Annotated in this window: 24 protein-coding genes and 2 pseudogenes; 15 read left to right on the top strand and 11 right to left on the bottom strand. The window is 40.8% G+C overall.

Annotated elements, in window-relative coordinates:
• The first annotated feature begins 56 nt into the window (after positions 1-56).
• From HCR01_RS32210 to HCR01_RS32195, 4 genes and pseudogenes are all read left to right on the top strand, one after another.
• Positions 57-1478 (top strand): HlyD family efflux transporter periplasmic adaptor subunit, encoded by a 1422-nt coding sequence (locus HCR01_RS32210; RefSeq protein ID WP_193200055.1) that lies wholly within the window; start codon positions 57-59, stop codon positions 1476-1478.
• A 99-nt stretch (positions 1479-1577) separates the two neighbouring features.
• Positions 1578-2315: a peptidylprolyl isomerase gene (locus HCR01_RS32205; protein ID WP_193200066.1), complete on the top strand. Its 738-nt coding sequence runs from the start codon at positions 1578-1580 to the stop codon at positions 2313-2315.
• Positions 2316-2424: 109 nt separating this feature from the next.
• Positions 2425-3503 (top strand): annotated as a pseudogene (locus tag HCR01_RS32200) (IS4 family transposase).
• A 378-nt stretch (positions 3504-3881) separates the two neighbouring features.
• A complete protein-coding gene (locus HCR01_RS32195) occupies positions 3882-4133 on the top strand; it encodes a hypothetical protein (protein ID WP_226889801.1) in 252 nt (83 codons plus the stop codon).
• A gap of 84 nt (positions 4134-4217) precedes the next feature.
• On the opposite strand, the gene HCR01_RS32190 is transcribed toward HCR01_RS32195, so the two are convergent.
• The 4 genes from HCR01_RS32190 to HCR01_RS32175 all read right to left on the bottom strand — a co-directional run bounded on the left by HCR01_RS32190 (position 4218) and on the right by HCR01_RS32175 (position 5557).
• On the bottom strand, positions 4218-4400 hold the full coding sequence (locus HCR01_RS32190) for a hypothetical protein (RefSeq protein ID WP_193200054.1): 183 nt from the start codon (positions 4398-4400) through the stop codon (positions 4218-4220).
• Positions 4381-4854, bottom strand: coding sequence for a hypothetical protein (locus HCR01_RS32185; protein WP_193200053.1), 474 nt, complete (start codon positions 4852-4854; stop codon positions 4381-4383). The genes HCR01_RS32190 and HCR01_RS32185 overlap by 20 nt, the downstream gene beginning before the upstream one ends.
• Positions 4855-4928: 74 nt before the next feature.
• Positions 4929-5246, bottom strand: a complete 318-nt coding sequence (locus HCR01_RS32180; protein ID WP_193200052.1) for a hypothetical protein — start codon at positions 5244-5246, stop codon at positions 4929-4931.
• Positions 5247-5296: 50 nt separating this feature from the next.
• Entirely contained in the window at positions 5297-5557 is a 261-nt protein-coding gene (locus tag HCR01_RS32175) for a hypothetical protein (protein WP_193200051.1), read from the bottom strand.
• Between the two features lie 146 nt (positions 5558-5703).
• Here HCR01_RS32175 and HCR01_RS32170 point away from each other — a divergent pair, with 146 nt between their 5' ends.
• The 4 genes from HCR01_RS32170 to HCR01_RS39325 are packed head-to-tail and all read left to right on the top strand — an operon-like array spanning position 5704 to position 7061.
• Positions 5704-6048: a hypothetical protein gene (locus HCR01_RS32170; protein WP_193200050.1), complete on the top strand. Its 345-nt coding sequence runs from the start codon at positions 5704-5706 to the stop codon at positions 6046-6048.
• A 49-nt stretch (positions 6049-6097) separates the two neighbouring features.
• A complete protein-coding gene (locus HCR01_RS39335; protein ID WP_226889799.1) occupies positions 6098-6457 on the top strand; it encodes a hypothetical protein in 360 nt (119 codons plus the stop codon).
• Positions 6458-6504: 47 nt separating this feature from the next.
• Positions 6505-6837, top strand: coding sequence for a hypothetical protein (locus HCR01_RS39330; protein ID WP_226889798.1), 333 nt, complete (start codon positions 6505-6507; stop codon positions 6835-6837).
• On the top strand, positions 6801-7061 hold the full coding sequence (locus HCR01_RS39325; RefSeq protein WP_226889797.1) for a hypothetical protein: 261 nt from the start codon (positions 6801-6803) through the stop codon (positions 7059-7061). Before HCR01_RS39330 ends, HCR01_RS39325 begins: the two co-directional genes overlap by 37 nt.
• Before the next feature lies 1 nt (position 7062).
• Here the strand turns inward: HCR01_RS39325 and HCR01_RS32160 are convergent, their stop codons facing one another.
• Positions 7063-7698, bottom strand: coding sequence for a type I restriction enzyme HsdR N-terminal domain-containing protein (locus tag HCR01_RS32160; protein ID WP_193200049.1), 636 nt, complete (start codon positions 7696-7698; stop codon positions 7063-7065).
• Positions 7699-7780: 82 nt separating this feature from the next.
• Between HCR01_RS32160 and HCR01_RS32155 the strand changes: the two genes are divergently transcribed.
• On the top strand, positions 7781-8158 hold the full coding sequence (locus HCR01_RS32155; RefSeq protein ID WP_193200048.1) for a hypothetical protein: 378 nt from the start codon (positions 7781-7783) through the stop codon (positions 8156-8158).
• Positions 8159-8227: 69 nt separating this feature from the next.
• Positions 8228-8416, top strand: a complete 189-nt coding sequence (locus tag HCR01_RS32150) for a hypothetical protein (RefSeq protein ID WP_193200047.1) — start codon at positions 8228-8230, stop codon at positions 8414-8416.
• 319 nt (positions 8417-8735) lie between these two features.
• Here HCR01_RS32150 and HCR01_RS32145 read toward each other — a convergent pair whose 3' ends face one another.
• The 3 genes and pseudogenes from HCR01_RS32145 to HCR01_RS32140 all read right to left on the bottom strand — a co-directional run bounded on the left by HCR01_RS32145 (position 8736) and on the right by HCR01_RS32140 (position 10094).
• Positions 8736-9368 carry a group II intron reverse transcriptase gene (locus tag HCR01_RS32145; protein ID WP_413773989.1) on the bottom strand — a complete coding sequence of 211 codons (633 nt, stop codon included), beginning with the start codon at positions 9366-9368 and terminating at the stop codon, positions 8736-8738.
• A gap of 86 nt (positions 9369-9454) precedes the next feature.
• Positions 9455-9664, bottom strand: a pseudogene (locus tag HCR01_RS40950) (reverse transcriptase N-terminal domain-containing protein); the annotation flags it as partial.
• A gap of 280 nt (positions 9665-9944) precedes the next feature.
• Complete coding sequence (locus tag HCR01_RS32140; RefSeq protein ID WP_193200069.1) at positions 9945-10094, bottom strand: hypothetical protein; 150 nt, start codon at positions 10092-10094, stop codon at positions 9945-9947.
• 353 nt (positions 10095-10447) lie between these two features.
• On the opposite strand from HCR01_RS32140, the gene HCR01_RS40945 reads away from it, so the two are divergent.
• Positions 10448-10990: an AAA family ATPase gene (locus HCR01_RS40945; RefSeq protein ID WP_193200046.1), complete on the top strand. Its 543-nt coding sequence runs from the start codon at positions 10448-10450 to the stop codon at positions 10988-10990.
• On the opposite strand, the gene HCR01_RS32130 is transcribed toward HCR01_RS40945, so the two are convergent.
• Complete coding sequence (locus HCR01_RS32130) at positions 10926-11207, bottom strand: hypothetical protein (protein ID WP_193200045.1); 282 nt, start codon at positions 11205-11207, stop codon at positions 10926-10928. The two genes, HCR01_RS40945 and HCR01_RS32130, sit on opposite strands and share 65 nt — an antisense overlap.
• Between HCR01_RS32130 and HCR01_RS32125 the strand changes: the two genes are divergently transcribed.
• From HCR01_RS32125 to HCR01_RS32110, 4 genes are all read left to right on the top strand, one after another.
• On the top strand, positions 11206-11610 hold the full coding sequence (locus tag HCR01_RS32125) for a hypothetical protein (RefSeq protein WP_193200068.1): 405 nt from the start codon (positions 11206-11208) through the stop codon (positions 11608-11610). The genes HCR01_RS32130 and HCR01_RS32125 overlap by 2 nt on opposite strands.
• Before the next feature lie 45 nt (positions 11611-11655).
• The gene (locus tag HCR01_RS32120; RefSeq protein WP_193200044.1) at positions 11656-11889 is read left to right on the top strand and encodes a hypothetical protein; all 234 of its coding nucleotides are present in this window, start codon (positions 11656-11658) and stop codon (positions 11887-11889) included.
• Positions 11886-12284, top strand: coding sequence for a type II toxin-antitoxin system tRNA(fMet)-specific endonuclease VapC (vapC, locus tag HCR01_RS32115; protein ID WP_193200043.1), 399 nt, complete (start codon positions 11886-11888; stop codon positions 12282-12284). The genes HCR01_RS32120 and vapC overlap by 4 nt, the downstream gene beginning before the upstream one ends.
• Positions 12285-12556: 272 nt before the next feature.
• Entirely contained in the window at positions 12557-12832 is a 276-nt protein-coding gene (locus HCR01_RS32110; protein ID WP_193200042.1) for an HU family DNA-binding protein, read from the top strand.
• Between the two features lie 498 nt (positions 12833-13330).
• On the opposite strand, the gene HCR01_RS32105 is transcribed toward HCR01_RS32110, so the two are convergent.
• Both HCR01_RS32105 and HCR01_RS32100 read right to left on the bottom strand, forming a co-directional pair.
• Positions 13331-13951, bottom strand: coding sequence for a class I SAM-dependent methyltransferase (locus HCR01_RS32105; RefSeq protein WP_193200041.1), 621 nt, complete (start codon positions 13949-13951; stop codon positions 13331-13333).
• Between the two features lie 73 nt (positions 13952-14024).
• On the bottom strand, positions 14025-14660 hold the full coding sequence (locus HCR01_RS32100; RefSeq protein WP_193200040.1) for a DNA-3-methyladenine glycosylase family protein: 636 nt from the start codon (positions 14658-14660) through the stop codon (positions 14025-14027).
• Positions 14661-15194 lie beyond the last annotated feature (534 nt).

Below are 15194 nucleotides of genomic sequence, written 5' to 3'. Positions count from 1 at the left end.
CCTTTCCCCTTTTCCCAATGCTCCGTGCCCATTTATCCAGATTGCAATGTAATTCTATGCCAAACCTACCTAAAACACCCAATCAATTTGAGCAAAATGGATATTATCGTCAAGGGTATCACCCAGATCATGATATGGTCTCCCCTGCTAGCAACTCCGATGAGATTCTAGCGCCATTAACGTTATCCTCTGCTCAAAATGAGTGGTCTTCATTAACCAACGAGACGATTGACACCATCCCTAAGATTTGGACGCGGGGGTTGCTGTACTTGTTAGCTGTATTTACAGCGATCATTTTACCTTGGGCAATGCTATCTAAAGTGGATGAAGTTGGCACTGCTAGAGGACGATTGGAACCTAAGGGCAAGACTTTGAAGCTAGATGCACCGGTAGAAGGACAAGTGGCTGACATTAAGGTTAAGGAAGGCCAAACCCTCAAAGCTGGGCAAGTTATCTTAGAACTGGGTTCAGAGTTAATGCTCAGTGAGTTACACCAAGCCCAAACTGAGCTTGAGGGGCACATGGAACGAGTTTCCCGCTTAGAACTGATGAAAAATCAACTCATAGAGGTGACAATTCGTACTCAACAACAGCAGGGCAGGGCTGATGCAAATGTACAGTTGGCTGAAATTGATGAAACTCGGCAACGGCTTCAACATAGCAAAATCGCGCGTGGACTTGCTAGCGATCGTCTTGCCAGAGACATCAAGGAAGTAGAACGTTATCAAGATTTGGTGAAACAAGGAATTGTTTCGGAGATTCAACTCGTACAAGCACAACGTACTTTAGATGAGGAGAAATGGAAATTAAACCAGGCAAATTTAGATATGCGACAAGCTGAATCCCAACTCAAAGTCCAACAGAATCAATATCAAAGTGCCTTGCACACAAATGAGTTGACGCTCCTTGAGACCGAGAGACGGACAAAAGAACTTGAGACTCAGATAACAAGTGAGAAAACGGAAATCAATCAAACTAAAAAACAGATTGAAACACTAAAATTTCAGTTACATCGGCGCGAAGTTCGATCTCCAATCAATGGTGTCCTATTTCAGCTACCCATTACGCGACCTGGAGCAGTAGTTCATCCAGGTCAGATGATTGCTCAAATTGCACCTAAAGGAGTGCCCTTGGTACTTAAAGCGAATATGAGCAGCAGAGAGAGTGGCTTCTTGAAAGTAGGTATACCAGTCAAAATTAAGTTCGATGCCTATCCCTTTCAAGACTATGGCATTGTCGAAGGTCGCGTGACTTCGATATCACCTGATTCTAAGATTACCGAAACTCCTCAAGGTTCTGTAGAAACTTTTGAATTGGAGGTTAGTTTCTCTCAACCATACATCCAAACTGAGACCCAACGCATTCTTTTAACTCCGGGACAAGCCGCGACAGCAGAGGTCATTATCCGGCAGCGTCGCATTATTGACTTCCTCCTTGATCCATTTAGGAAACTACAAGAAGGGGGACTAGAGCTTTGAAGAAATCTGGTTGTAGGCAGAATAATTTTAGATTTTAGATTGAAGAAGTATTAAGTGAAATGACAGTCAATAGGAGAAAGTAATATGGAAAATTCTACAATATCAGATGTGATTACGGTGTCCTTTGAGGAAATCGTTTACCAAATGAAACTTGCTTGCCAAATTCCTTCTATAGTTGAGGATGTTATTCGTCGCAAAATTATCTTGTCTACAGCCTTGAAGATGGGCATTCAAGTAGAGCCTAAGGAACTGCAACAGGCAGCAGATAATTTCCGGCAAGTGAATAGACTTTGGCGCGCTAACGACACTTGGTCGTGGTTGCAAAAACATTGCCTATCTCTAGATGAATTTGAAGAATTACTTCACATTCGTGTTCTCTCCTCGAAGCTAGCCCAACAACTTTTTGCGAATCAGGTTGAGCCATTCTTTGTGGAACATCAGCTTGACTATACTCAAGTTGTAATGTATGAAGTCGTCTTGGATGATGAAGACCTAGCAATGGAACTCTTTTACTCTATTCAAGAAGGTGATATGAACTTTCACGAGGTTGCTCATCAATATATTCAGGACAAAGAACTCCGTCGTTCTGGAGGATGCCGAGGACAATTGCGTCGCGTAGATCTCAAACCTGAGGTTTCTGCCGCTGTCTTTGCAAGCACCCCGCCGCAAGTTCTCATGCCTATTGTGACTTCTAAAGGAATACATCTAATTTTTGTTGAGGAACTTATTCAACCAGAGTTAACTCAATTGCTGCGTCAAAAGATTCTTTCAGATTTGTTTTTAGAATGGCTGAAGAACCAGACAAAGCAAGTCAACATCGTGGCACAATTTAATTAATAAACTAATGCGCGAACAGCAAAAGTGTTAAATGTTAATAAAAATCCGATAAAAACAGCCCAAAATATGTTAAATTTTGGGCGGAAGATTAAAGTATATCTATTTGATAGTGATTATAAATTCATTTCCCAAGATTGTCAAAAATATCTTGAGAGGACTGCCAAAAAACGATTATCCAGTATTGAACAGTCGTCTATTCTTTAAGTGCTGGTTATCTGATGCTATGGATAACAGCTTAACAAGTATGCGAGATTTATTTAAGAGATTAAACAACACAGGGTTTGAGGTAGATATTTCTACTTTCTCTAAAGCAAATTTACATCGAAGCCAAAAACCTTTTCAAGAAATTTACCAAAAATTAAATGAATTAGTATAAAAAAAGTTCAAGAAAAGTTACACGATAAATATGCAATTTGTCCAATAGATTCAGCAATTATTACTCTCACCAGTAAATTGTTATGGGTACTAGGACACCATCAAGTAAAACTTTTCAGTTCTCTAAATCTAGCTACTGGAAGTCCATCAGATAACTTCATAAACTTTGGGCATGACCATGATTATAAATTTGGTTCTAAAATGATGTCTAGTCTACCAAATAATGCTGTTGGAGTAATGGATAGAGGCTTTGCAGGATTAAAATTCATCCAAGAATTATTACCAGAAAACAAATACTTTGTTTTGCGGATTAAAAACAATTGGAAACTAGAATTTGAGGATGCAAGTGGATTAGTCAAAGTAGGTGCATCTGATGATGCTCAAGCCTATAGAGTCATTAACTTTTGTGAGCCACTCCGTTGCGGGGGTTCCCCCCGTTGTAGGAAGTGGCGAACCCGTAAGGGTGATTTAGAAACTAAAACGGAATTTCGCTTAGTTACTAATTTACCAGAGTCGGGAGATGCAGATGTTCATGATAATGAAATTAGAGATATTTATCGATTACGTTGGGGAGTTGAACTCTTGTGGAAGTTTTTAAAGATGCACTTAAAACTTGACAAATTAATTACTAAAAACGTCAATGGTATTATCATATAAATTTACGTGAGTTTGACAGCTTATCTGATTTTACAGCTTTTATCTATTCCCGAACAATGGAGACATACACTATTAGATAAATTCCCCTATCTTCAATCTTGTATGTGTCAGAAAATCAGCTATGTTCATTGGTTTGAGGAGATGATGTTTTGCTGACTAATTTAAGCTTTTGAGACTTAGTGTAACTAACAATGTAAAGTTTTATATCAGCATTCAACATTTCTGCGCGAACAGAATTGCACATTTTCTGATTGTGGTTGTTGAAAGCCATAACATGTAGTTATGCAAATTAAATGTGTAACAAATTAGATTACTTAAGAATATGCTGCAAATCCCAAAGGATAGCTGTTCGATTCTTATGATGAGCCAACTTTACCATCCCAGGCCCAACCGTAGGTGATGCCACCGGCTCATAGAAGCGGGAACGCCGTTGTACCCCGTAAGAAAAACTTGGATTTCCTACAATGAGCCAAGCCGCACATATTTACTTATAGCGATGAAAAAGAAGAGTTACCACCAGAGAATTGTCAGCACATGCAGTTTCTGGACTGCGACAAACCAGTAGGACGTGTAATTTTCGAGTGCTGGCATTGCAAGCAGGGCATAGTTAGTGAGTTCAGTGGTGAGCCTGCAATGGGAAAATACAAAGAGCGTCCGTTAGTGGTGCTGGCGAAAGTGCAATGTCCTAGCTGTAGTGAAACAGCGATTAGGTTGAATTCACCAGAGGTACTTTCGACAACGGTGATCGCTTCACCTTGGGGGGAAATTAAACTCCGAGGCGAGTAGAGACATATCCCTCTTGTCTCCTTTAACGCACTCCGTAAATGTATTAGACACTAGTATCCTTAAATTTTGATGAGCTGACGTTAGTTAAGTAGAGCGATTCTTAATAGACTTCCGCCACTGACTTAAAGAACTAGATTCAGCTTGTTGGCGAAAGTATTCAATTTGCTCAGCAGGGGTAAGATTTTTAATCTCTGAAGAAATTTTGTCTTGAGCTTGCTGTTTAAATTCAAGACAATCAAAACCTTTTTCAATTTTCGTCTGACTCATCGAATAAAACCTCTTTGGGTGAAACAATGGTTAAGATTCCATAGCCATTAAGCAGATTAATTTGGTTATATGCTCTCATTTTATCAAGCCGAACAATATGCTTAAAATTCCATGAAACAATAGCATCGGCTCTTGCTACCGTAGCAGCAGCAACATAAGTAGCATCATTCAGAGATTTGGAAGTAACAACTCCTGCTGCTAAATAAGCATCTCGAAAGGCTATGATTTCTTCAGTTAGTGGGACATTCTCAATAATTTCACTATTAAGTGAGGGCAGTATATTGCGAACATCTACTGGAGCATTAATTAATTCACTAATTATTAAATCACTCAAAAGCATGATTGCTTTTTTATTTCGTAAAGCTTCTATGAGCCGTTGTGATTCTTCTGCAAATTCTACATCTAAACAACCGCCAATAACTGAAGTATCTACATAGATTCGGAGAAGCTTCATATTAAATATAGTCTGATTCACGTTTTGATATTTTCAACTCGCAACTCTAAGCTTCCTTTGTGTTGGTCGCTTAACTACTCCTTTAACAAATCTTGCCTCCGCAACCAATCAGGAATGACGTTGAGATAATCCATTGAACTGATAACTTCAAATCTAGCATTACCTTGCGATGTAACATACCAGCTTTCTTTGTCCCTATCCTTGGCAGAATTGCGGTAGAGAATAAATCCACAACGTTTCACAATCTGTCGGAACTGCTGAAAAAATTCTTCTTCGGTGATGCGTTCATCAATGAGCTTTTGAGCTAAGGCATCAACCAATGGGGCAGCGCTTCCATCGGGAGATTTTGACGCCGCAGATGTGGACGTTAACGTAGATTCGTCGCCGCGCATTGGTTTGCAATCTGGCTGTGATTCGAGCCTAAGAGTTTCGCCACTATCTCTCAGGCTGCGAATTCCCCCAGCGATGCTTGTAGCTTTGCAATTTCTTTTAGAACAGGCGCTAATTTAGTTTCTATACGCTTATCTATATCCTTTTCTAGTAAAGGGGAAGCGATCGCCCCAAGAGGCAAATCATTTCCCTGATTTACCCAAGCGACGAAATCTTGCAGCAGTGAAGACGCGCTTACACCTCGCTTTTTAGCCTCTTGCTGAAACACTTCCCACTGCTCATCTTCTACTCGAAATGTAGCTAGCTTACTCATAGTTCTATACATCTACTTACATCTGTATAGAGTATAGCGTCTGTCTATAGAAATGTATATAAGATTAGTTAATAGGGTTAAGTCTTTTTGTATATAAAAATGTATATAAGTTACCTAGGTTTTATCTATAAGATTGTATATAAAGATTGAAGAGGGACGAAAGAAACTCCCAGCCAATCATTAACTCAAAGGACGATCGCCCGTCTGCAAAACCTGCGATCGCCCCTTCACCAAAATCGAAAAAGGAAATGATGATTATTACAACATTAGCACCAACTCAAGACTCACAGTCCACCAACGAAAACTCTGTCACCTGTTTGCGATTGTCTTATCAAAAAGCCAAGATAGACTACTCGATTCTTGAACAGCGAATCAGAAACACGCCCCTTAACTGGCTTAGGCATCCAACTATATGTAACAAGCAAACAAAAAACCCCAACCTCAGCAAAAGGTTTGGGGGAATAAATTTCAATAAAGTTACATCCTTATGATGGCACAACTTGATATTCGTTCACCCACTGTTCAGCCAGGGGTGGACTGATGAACAAATTACCACCGAAGCGCAAAAAAACTACCTCTGCTTCAACCAGTGAGAGCAAACCACTAGATGACCAAAACCTTGAGAATATCTCTGTTGAAGAAAACCCAGCTACAGCAACAATTACGGTTACTGCTGTTGAAATTCCAGAGTTGACGGAGGAAGAACAGCGCGATAAGCCTAACGGCATGGCTACGCTTACCGCCTGCACTTGGAGCGGAAGGTGGAGAGAGCAGTTTTTGAAGCAGGTAAGGCACTGGCGGAATTGCGCGATCGCAGATTGTACCGCTCGACCCACAAGACGTTTGAGGAATATTGCCGGGAGAGATTTGGCCATAGTCGTTGCCACTCCTATCTTTTAATAAATGCGGCTATTGTTTTTGATAATTTGCTTGAAAAATGTGATCCAATGGATCACATTTTGCCGACTAGCAAACGCCAAGTCCGACCCATGACCAAACTGGAACCGCAGCAACAGCAAGAAGTATGGCAACAGGCGGTAGAACTTGTTGGTGGTAAAGTACCGACTGGGAGAACTGTCAAAGATGTAGTGCAGCAAATCATGGAGCGAACCCAAGTACTCAATACCTACCAGATTGGCGAAGTCTGTCAAATTCTTGCTAAGGACAACCCCGAACTCAGGGGTAAAGGTGGGTGTTGGGCAATTGTCAGCGCAGTGAATGACTTTAGTTGCACGGTGAGAATGTGCGATGGCGAGTACACGGTTGGGCTGAAGCACTGAAGTCCTTCAACTACTTACCGCAGGAATGTGAGGAGATGCAGTTAATTAGCGATCACGTCAATCGAGTATACTCCAGTGGGCTGGAAGAATCGGTGCAGAAGTTTTTGGAGTCGTTGGGGAAGGTGAACCGTGCTTATTTGACCGACTTGGAAGAGAAATTGTTGAAGGTTCTGGAGTCAGAAATCAAGGATTATTGCAACAAAGAAAACGAAACAATGCTGTAGGTTAAGACTGTGTAACAATGCCACCCAAATGCTTGAGGATTTTTAAAACTCCAGATAAATTATTAAGGTACTGAGATCGCGTGGCAAATAGATCAGAAGTACCATACTGTTTACCTAAAGTTTTGACAAACAAGAAGCTGCTACCGTTGGTGATCATGCCATACAAAGGTTGTTCTGGTTGGGGATGAACACCCATGTAAGCTAATGTTTGGGGAATTGCTAACTCTACATCAAAGGTTGTCTTTTTTGACTCAATTAGAACAATCCACAATCTACCTTGCAAAACTAAAACATCAATTCTGCCCCGCAAAATCTCTTCATTATCTCCCTGAGCTTCAATCTCAACGGATACCTCGGTTTGAAATCTATAGGGTGCTTGGTAAAAAAGAGCCAGTTCAAGTAATGGTGACAGGACAACCATTTTAATAGTTTTTTCTAAAAGACTTCCATAGGAGATTTGGTACAGATAGTTTTGTCGAACTTGCTCTAATCTTGCCTGCTCTGCTTCACTTAATGCAGGTAAATCGGTCATCCATTCGGTAAAAAATTGACTATCACTACTGAGTCTTAACCCTAGCTTTTCCTCGACTTGGCGAAGGGTGGTAATCTTTTCTGCAATAGCTATGCTTGTGGTCATGGTTAAATTTGCACTACTCGCCTAATATCAGAATAATTTAATTGAAGAGTGAATTGAGATTGTCAGAGTAGTTCCGCAGTCTATGGGCAAGTACATTATTTTCAAAGCTGAATCAATGTCAGCCGAGGGATGGAAAGAAAGGCGACTTTCTCAAAGCGAAGCATTTACGAGCATACTTGCTGAACATTACGACTCTTCTAATTCACCCTTGCCTGAGCCAGGATACAGACTCAGAGAATATCACAAAGTTTCTAAGTTTGCAGATAAACAGTTTCCCGATGCCAGTACTCACAGCAGAGTTGGAGATTGGGAAGTAATTAGAGTTGAGGAATATACCTCAGAAATACCCAGTGCTGATTTTGAGGCTGTAGTTATCTGTTACTGCCAGTACTCGCCTGTAACTACCCCACTAGAGCCAATGCCAGAGATTCAGATTGCTCAAGAGCTACAGGAAGTTTAGCTGAATCTGGGTAACAAGCGATGCCTATAGCAACGTCAAGGACGAACGCTTATAAGAGAATTCCTAAGCATGATAAACCCACAAGTATTACAAACAGCGATCGCAGGAGCAGCTAATGCCCACACTGGATTGCATCAAGTAATTCACGAACTACGAAATGGTTCGGTTACTGAGGCGAAGCAGATACTAGCGAGGCAGATAGCGGGGGAGAGCGAACGTAAGGCGTGGTGTTGTAGCGGGAGCAGATTCAGGTATTGATGTGATGCTTACGTTACGAGTCAACCCAATTTACAACCCAGATATCAGGAATCTGTCGAAAATGGCAGAGATTTCGGTAACAGTATGTAGAAAACCTGTAGCTGACCGCTTTTTTACACAGCTATTTAGGATAGTTACACTGAAAGGGGTTTTAGAGTGATAGGTCATTGTTGCATAGAAACTTAAACAAAAAAAATTCTGTATAACACCGATATTTAGGGTGTTATGGTAAAATTGACTGAGGGTATTATCCCTCGCACCTCTCTGTTAAATCTGGACGTGTAACTTTAGCTACATCCAGCTTCCGATATTCTTAGGGTTAGTAATTTTCACTTCCCGATTTGCTCATGTGGATGTAATCATGGCAGCTTTCATGGATTACGGTTAGGTTTGAATCTTTCCAGTTATGATGATTACCATCAATGTGGTGTAAGTGTACCCTCTCATCGGAAGTTAACTTATGACCACAATAACCACAGGTATGGTTTTGCTTTTTCAGTAGCGTGGAGGTTTTCCCAGCGTATTGTTTACTGTTACGTTGGCTCCAGTAAATTAAGTCTCCATCATAAGGTGATTTATTACCCTTAACTTTGATATGACGGTTTTCGGAGTAAGAAACCTGTGGGAATGCTTGTTTTACAAGCTTTTCGGCGGATAGCCTATCCTGTTTAGTTTCTTTGTTAAATACCTGATACGTCTTGCGATTTAGGAACCACAGCGAGAAGCGTGAACCATCCATCTTGTAGAACTTGTGGTAATTCCTCCATCCTCTGACTATAGGTGCTAGCTTTTGGGCTTTGACCTGAGCGCCATAATTCGAGTTGTTGACAATTTGCTTGACCTTCTGACGAAAAGCTTTGTAGTTTTCCTCTGAGGGAACACATCGAAGTTGTCCGTTTTGTTGTACGTAAAAGTGCCAACCGAGAAAGTCAAATCCCTGTTGTGATACCATTTGTTTTGGTTTTTAAGTAATGTTTCCAAACCGAAACGTTCCTGATAGGTAAATGAGCTTTTGCCGTCAATTCCTGCAGTCTTTTTACCAGCATTTAGCTGTGTTACTTGTCGAATCGCCAGAAACCTAGCTGCACGGGATTTCAAGATTAACTTTTGCAAAGACATTGCTTTACGTTTGTCTCCAACTTGAATAGCTTTGAACACTCTTCTTTGTAAGCGAAAAGGGTTTGCCCGGAATTTCTTCCAGGGTAACGTTTTCCAAGATTCACTAGCTTTTAAGCTGTGTCTAATCATGCTTTACTCCAAATTGCGTTTTATGAATACCTCAGAACAATTACGCTCTGTCCTACCCGATATTAAGGAGTTCCATATCTCGTCATACCTACTAGAATTTTCGACTTTTATCTAGACCTTCATATCGTTTTTATTCGTTCCGTTCCTTCGATTATTTTGATGATTTAGGGCAGTCCAATTTGTTTATCCCCTCCTCGGAGTTTGCTGCTATCTTCCGCATAATGCAGCGAGAATATAAGGGATGTAGTCTACATTTTAGTTGCAGGTTGTAGCTAGAATTTCAGACACTTTTATAGGACTTGTTTACCCATGTCATCTCCCCATTAGCACCAGTATTGTTACCTGATTGTTTTACAACTGATTGCGCCCTGCTGCCAGCTTTAGCCTGCATAATTCCGAGTATGCTCACTGTGGGCAGTTCGGGAGTCATTTGTCTCCTCAAAGGTAGGGTTTTCATTTACATCAATGGAACAGTTATACGTATTGAAGGAGTTCCCAATACATACTCTAGGCTATGAATTTACTTAGAAACGAATCGCACACGGAAAAATTTTGTATAATCCCTTAAAAAGAATGTAAAAAAGAAAATTTCCGTATATCCTGACAGGAAGTAGCTGTAACGCTTGATATACTGCCATCCAGAAAAAAATATACGGAAACTTTCCGTACAATAAATAGTTAGCTGGCTTCGTTTACAGGTGGTGGCAGTAGTTTGAATGTTGTTTGTTGGTGTTCAAAACAACTTCGCTTTGAACAAGTCATTCGGCATTGATATCCATCGCGATGAACAAACCTTTGCTTGTAGTTGTTGCAGGGCGACCAGGATCGGGGAAGACCACGCTAGCGCATACTCTTGCACTAAGGATAGGATGCCCAGCGATTTGTCGTGATGAAATCAAAGAAGGATTTGTTAATACGATGCAAAGTAGTCACGATCTCTTGGGAAAAGATGTTAACCAAAGTATCTACAGTTTATTTTTTGAGATTTTAGACTTTCTGCTAACCAAACAAATCACGCTGGTTGCTGAAGCGGCGTTTCAACATCATCTTTGGGCACCACAGCTAGAAAGACTTTCACAGATATCGCAAATAAAGATAATTATTTGCATGGTTGACCCGCACTTAGCGAGATCACGTTTCGTTCAACGTGGCTTATGTGATCCAAATCGGCTAAGATTTCATGGTGATTGGGGAGTACACGCTGCTCAAGAGGGCATCGAATTACCGCCAGGAGATTACAATCCACCGCTCTTACCCATTCCTACGCTTGAAGTTGATACGAGTGACGGATACTGCCCCAGATTGGATGACATTGAATCATTTTGACGAAGTTGATTGACTCTGTTTGCACATTACCCCTAGCTTTTTCTTTGATAAACTGGGTAAAATCCAGTTTTAACGAGTAGCGCCAGCCAGCTAACAACCCTGGTGCAGTGGACTGTTTGCAAGTCGCTAGTGGTGTAGCAAAGGTTATTGGCTGCCGCTGACCACGAACGTTATGCTGCTTCGTGTGGTCTGAAGTTTCACCAAATGTTGAGGTCATGAAAAAAAATGTATTTATTACCGTTATAATCATTGCCTTAGTGGGAGTGCTGTTGACATCATGCAAACCGACACAGATAGCAGATCGCTCTGTTACTCAAACACCGGATCAATCTATTGCTCAGACAAACAATCTTGGCATCGGCGAACACGATCGCATACTGACTGTGGGAGGTTTGAAACGCACCTATCTAGTCCACGTTCCGAACTCGTATGACGGCACCAAGCCTTATCCAATCGTCACCGTAGGTGATCGCATTCGTAGGCTGAGGGAAAGGGAAAATTTAGAAGAAGCTGCGCGTGCTGTGCTGAAGTATCTGGGGGAGTTGAAGCGGCCGTATTTGACTACGGTGGAGGAGAAGCTGTTGAGTCTGATTGAGCAAGAATACGGGATGATAAATTAATTACGATGTAATTATAAATAAAGTAATGAGTGGAAGAAACCAGTAATGCAGAGTATTAAACTATGTTCTCATGTTGGGGCTGATGGCATTTTGCATCTGGATATTCCATCGGGGATAGTAAGTGGTGATATTGAAGTAGAAGTAATCATTAAACCTATAACTCCATCACAAAGAGAGTGGATGCCTGGTTTTTTTGAAGAAGTGATTGGTGGTTGGGCAGGAGAACCTTTAGAAAGACCAGAACAGGGAGAATTTGAAATGCGGGAGACGCTGTTTTGACCTATCTGCTAGATACAAATGTTTGTATTAGACTATTGAACAATAGTAGCCAAGCAGTAACAACTCGACTGGTACAGCAGCAACCAAAAGACATTTATCTTTGTACTGTGGTGCAGATGGAACTTTATTATGGGGCTTACCGTAGTACTCAAAGCGAACGGAATTTAGCATTGCTGGAAAGGTTTTTTAGTCAATTTGCTGTATTGCCATTAGACACAACAGCCGCCAGAGTTGCAGGGAGAATTCGCTCAGAACTGTCAGTAAATGGAACTCCCATTGGCCCAAGTGATTTATTAATTGCAGCGATTGCGCTAGTGAATAACTTGACGCTAGTCACGCACAACACCAGAGAATTTAATCGCGTTAGTGGACTGGTGATTGAAGATTGGGAGTAAGAACTTTAGAGATAATTGTGCGAAATCTGCGGTTCGGCACGCATGAAAAAACGCAAATAATCTAGCTCAATCTTTTACTGATCGTTTAACTACAGCAGATGCTCTCCTAAAACTCAACTGGCTGTACCCATTAATTCAAAGTCGCCACAGTAGTAGCCGTGCATTGTTAATTTTCGTATGCTGAGTGATTATTAGTCGTTTTCCCCCTATCCTTACAAAAGTTAGTCATGGTAAAGTAAATTTCCTTTATTTGCAATACTTCAGGGTGATTTATGAACAAAGGTGAATTAGTGGATGCTGTAGCAGCAAAGACCAACATCACAAAAAAGCAAGCTGATCAAATCATTAGTGCTTTTTTAGAAGTCGTTACCGAGGCTGTAGCGAATGGGGAGAAGATAACGCTCGTTGGCTTTGGCTCATTCGAGCGACGCGAGCGCTCCGAGCGCGAGGGGCGTAATCCCAAAACGAATGAGGCAATGACTATCCCAGCTACTAGAGTGCCTGCATTTTCCCCTGGAAAGCAGTTCAAAGAAAAAGTAGCACCATAAATGAATTGCTAGTGGTAAAGCAATCTAATCCGCTGCAAAGCCGTAGCGATCGCAGTACTCAAGGCAGCATGGGGCAACGGTAGGGGGAACGTGAGTGTTGGGTTGCAGATGTAAAAAAGGCGCGATCGCTGATAGCTAGCTTTTAATTACCGCCGCTATTATAGCGAAACAAATCTAAAAAAAATAAAAGAATTACCCAAAAAAAGATGGGTAAAAATTGGGTAGTTTCCCGGTATTTTTTAGCCAGTGATTGAGGGATAGTGATTTGTATAGAAAAGCGCTGACAAATATATTAAGTCGGCATTTAATAAACTCTCTGTAAATAAAGCCCTGGATTTTTCTCAGGGCTTTTTAAATTGAGAACTGAAATTTCTTTCAATCAAAGCTGCTGAGTGTCCTGGAGTATGAATACGGGGATGCAAGAACCCCAAGGAAATTATAGGATTGGATTAATGGCTTTCATAACTAATTATTAGATATTGCCTTACCGCCAAAAATTTATAATGCTTTCTTAGTTGCACATCCAAGGTATAGATGAGCTATCAAATCTGAAAAATTTTCAGGGGTGAATTGCTTTAGCTCTACATGGTCAAAATGCTGTTCTAACAACTTTTGAATATCTCGATTCAGGTGACATCCATCGGCTATGACTTTTTGAATTGGTGTGAGGCGATGCTGCCAAAACTGTACGCTAGGCTTATCACTCAACCCATGTTCCACGAAAAAGAACCTGCCACCCGGTTTTAGTACTCGATAAACTTCTTGGAGTGCTTGTTGTACATTTGCAATACTGCACAAAGTCCAAGTACTGACTACACTATCAAATGTATTGTCTGACATCGGGAGATTTTCACTTGATAGCAGGAGTTGTTCAACTATAATATCAGAATCACTAATACGCTTGTTTGCCAAAGCATTCATTCCAGGATTCATGTCAACTGTAGTGATTTTGTGAATACTACAAGGATAGTAAGCCAAATTTAATCCAGTTCCAAACCCAATTTCCAGAACTTCTCCGGTGACATCGGCTAGCAATTCCTGACGATATTTAGCTAAGGTCGGAACTGACAAACTCCAGTCGAGAAGACGTGGAAAAATAACTTGCGAATACAACCACATAATTCTCAACCCTTGACAATTTAATTTTATGCTTAGTAGGAGTGTTGAGCGAGGAAATCTGTAGAACAGTGGATTATTGCTGCGATTGCTTAGTTATCCTGATCTCTAAACTCTGCCATAGATACCAACAGGCGATGGAGCGGTAGGGTTTCCACATCTGGCCTAAATGCTCTACAGTTTTTTTATTAGGAAGCTCTGGTAGACTATAAACTCGGCGAATCCCTGCACGAATACCCAAGTCATCGACAGGTAGAACATCAAGCCGATGTAAACGAAACATAAGCAGCATCTGCACCGTCCAACGCCCAATACCTTTTATTGGTGTTAAAGCTTCGATGATAGATTCATCGTCCATTGCCTGCAATTCATCTAGCGTAGGTAATCCATCTATAACCTTTTGAGCAAGGTCTTTCAAATACAAAATTTTCGGACGTGAAATCCCTGCTCCTCGCAAAACTTCATCTGGAGTGTTGAGGATATCTAAAGCTGTAGGCAAAGGAGTATGAGCATAAAGTTGCAAAAATCTACTGTGGATCGAAGCAGCAGCTTTGCCCGATATCTGCTGGTAAAGGATTGAGCGAGATAGAGAAAACAGCAAGTCTCCACTTTGTTGTACTTCATAGAGCTTGCAATCTCCTACAATTTCTATTACCTCTGACAAGAGCAGATCTGACTGTTTGAGAGTTTGAATTGCAACTGAGTAATCCATTATTTCGTGAGTCAACAAGTAAGCAATTGCACTTTACACCGTATCATCTAACCAAGCTGACTCAATCGCAGTAACAGATAATTATGAGCTTTCTTACCCTGACTTTTGTATTTCTCCAAATTCACCTGATTTGAATTGCTCAAACATCACTCAAAGAAGGTTTAACTTATTCTACCTAGTCCTCATAGCTTTGACCGCGCTCACAATGGTATTGGGTGTGAATGGTAGAACAAGTTATAAAATTAGCTTCAAACGTAAATCTCAACGAAACTACAAAAGGATATTAGCTAAGGGTGCGTTAAAATTTGAAGTAATGCAAGTTGATTGATTTGAAGCTAAATTAAAGAATCGAGGGTAAAAGTTGCTCACAGGGTAAAGTTTAATAATTGGGTCATGGATAAGTTATTTATACAGCATACGTAATAAGCAATTAAAGTACTGTATGCAAACGGTGAAACCCAAAGCTAGCAATGCGTGAGATTAATATTTACAGGTGTTAAAAGTATGACTAAGATAACAATTTCGATTCAGCTA

Source organism: Nostoc sp. MG11 (assembly GCF_014904695.1).
In the GTDB taxonomy this organism is placed as follows: domain Bacteria; phylum Cyanobacteriota; class Cyanobacteriia; order Cyanobacteriales; family Nostocaceae; genus Komarekiella.
The sequence above is the reverse complement of the archived record's forward strand: the minus strand, read 5'-3'. Positions and strand labels throughout refer to the sequence as shown.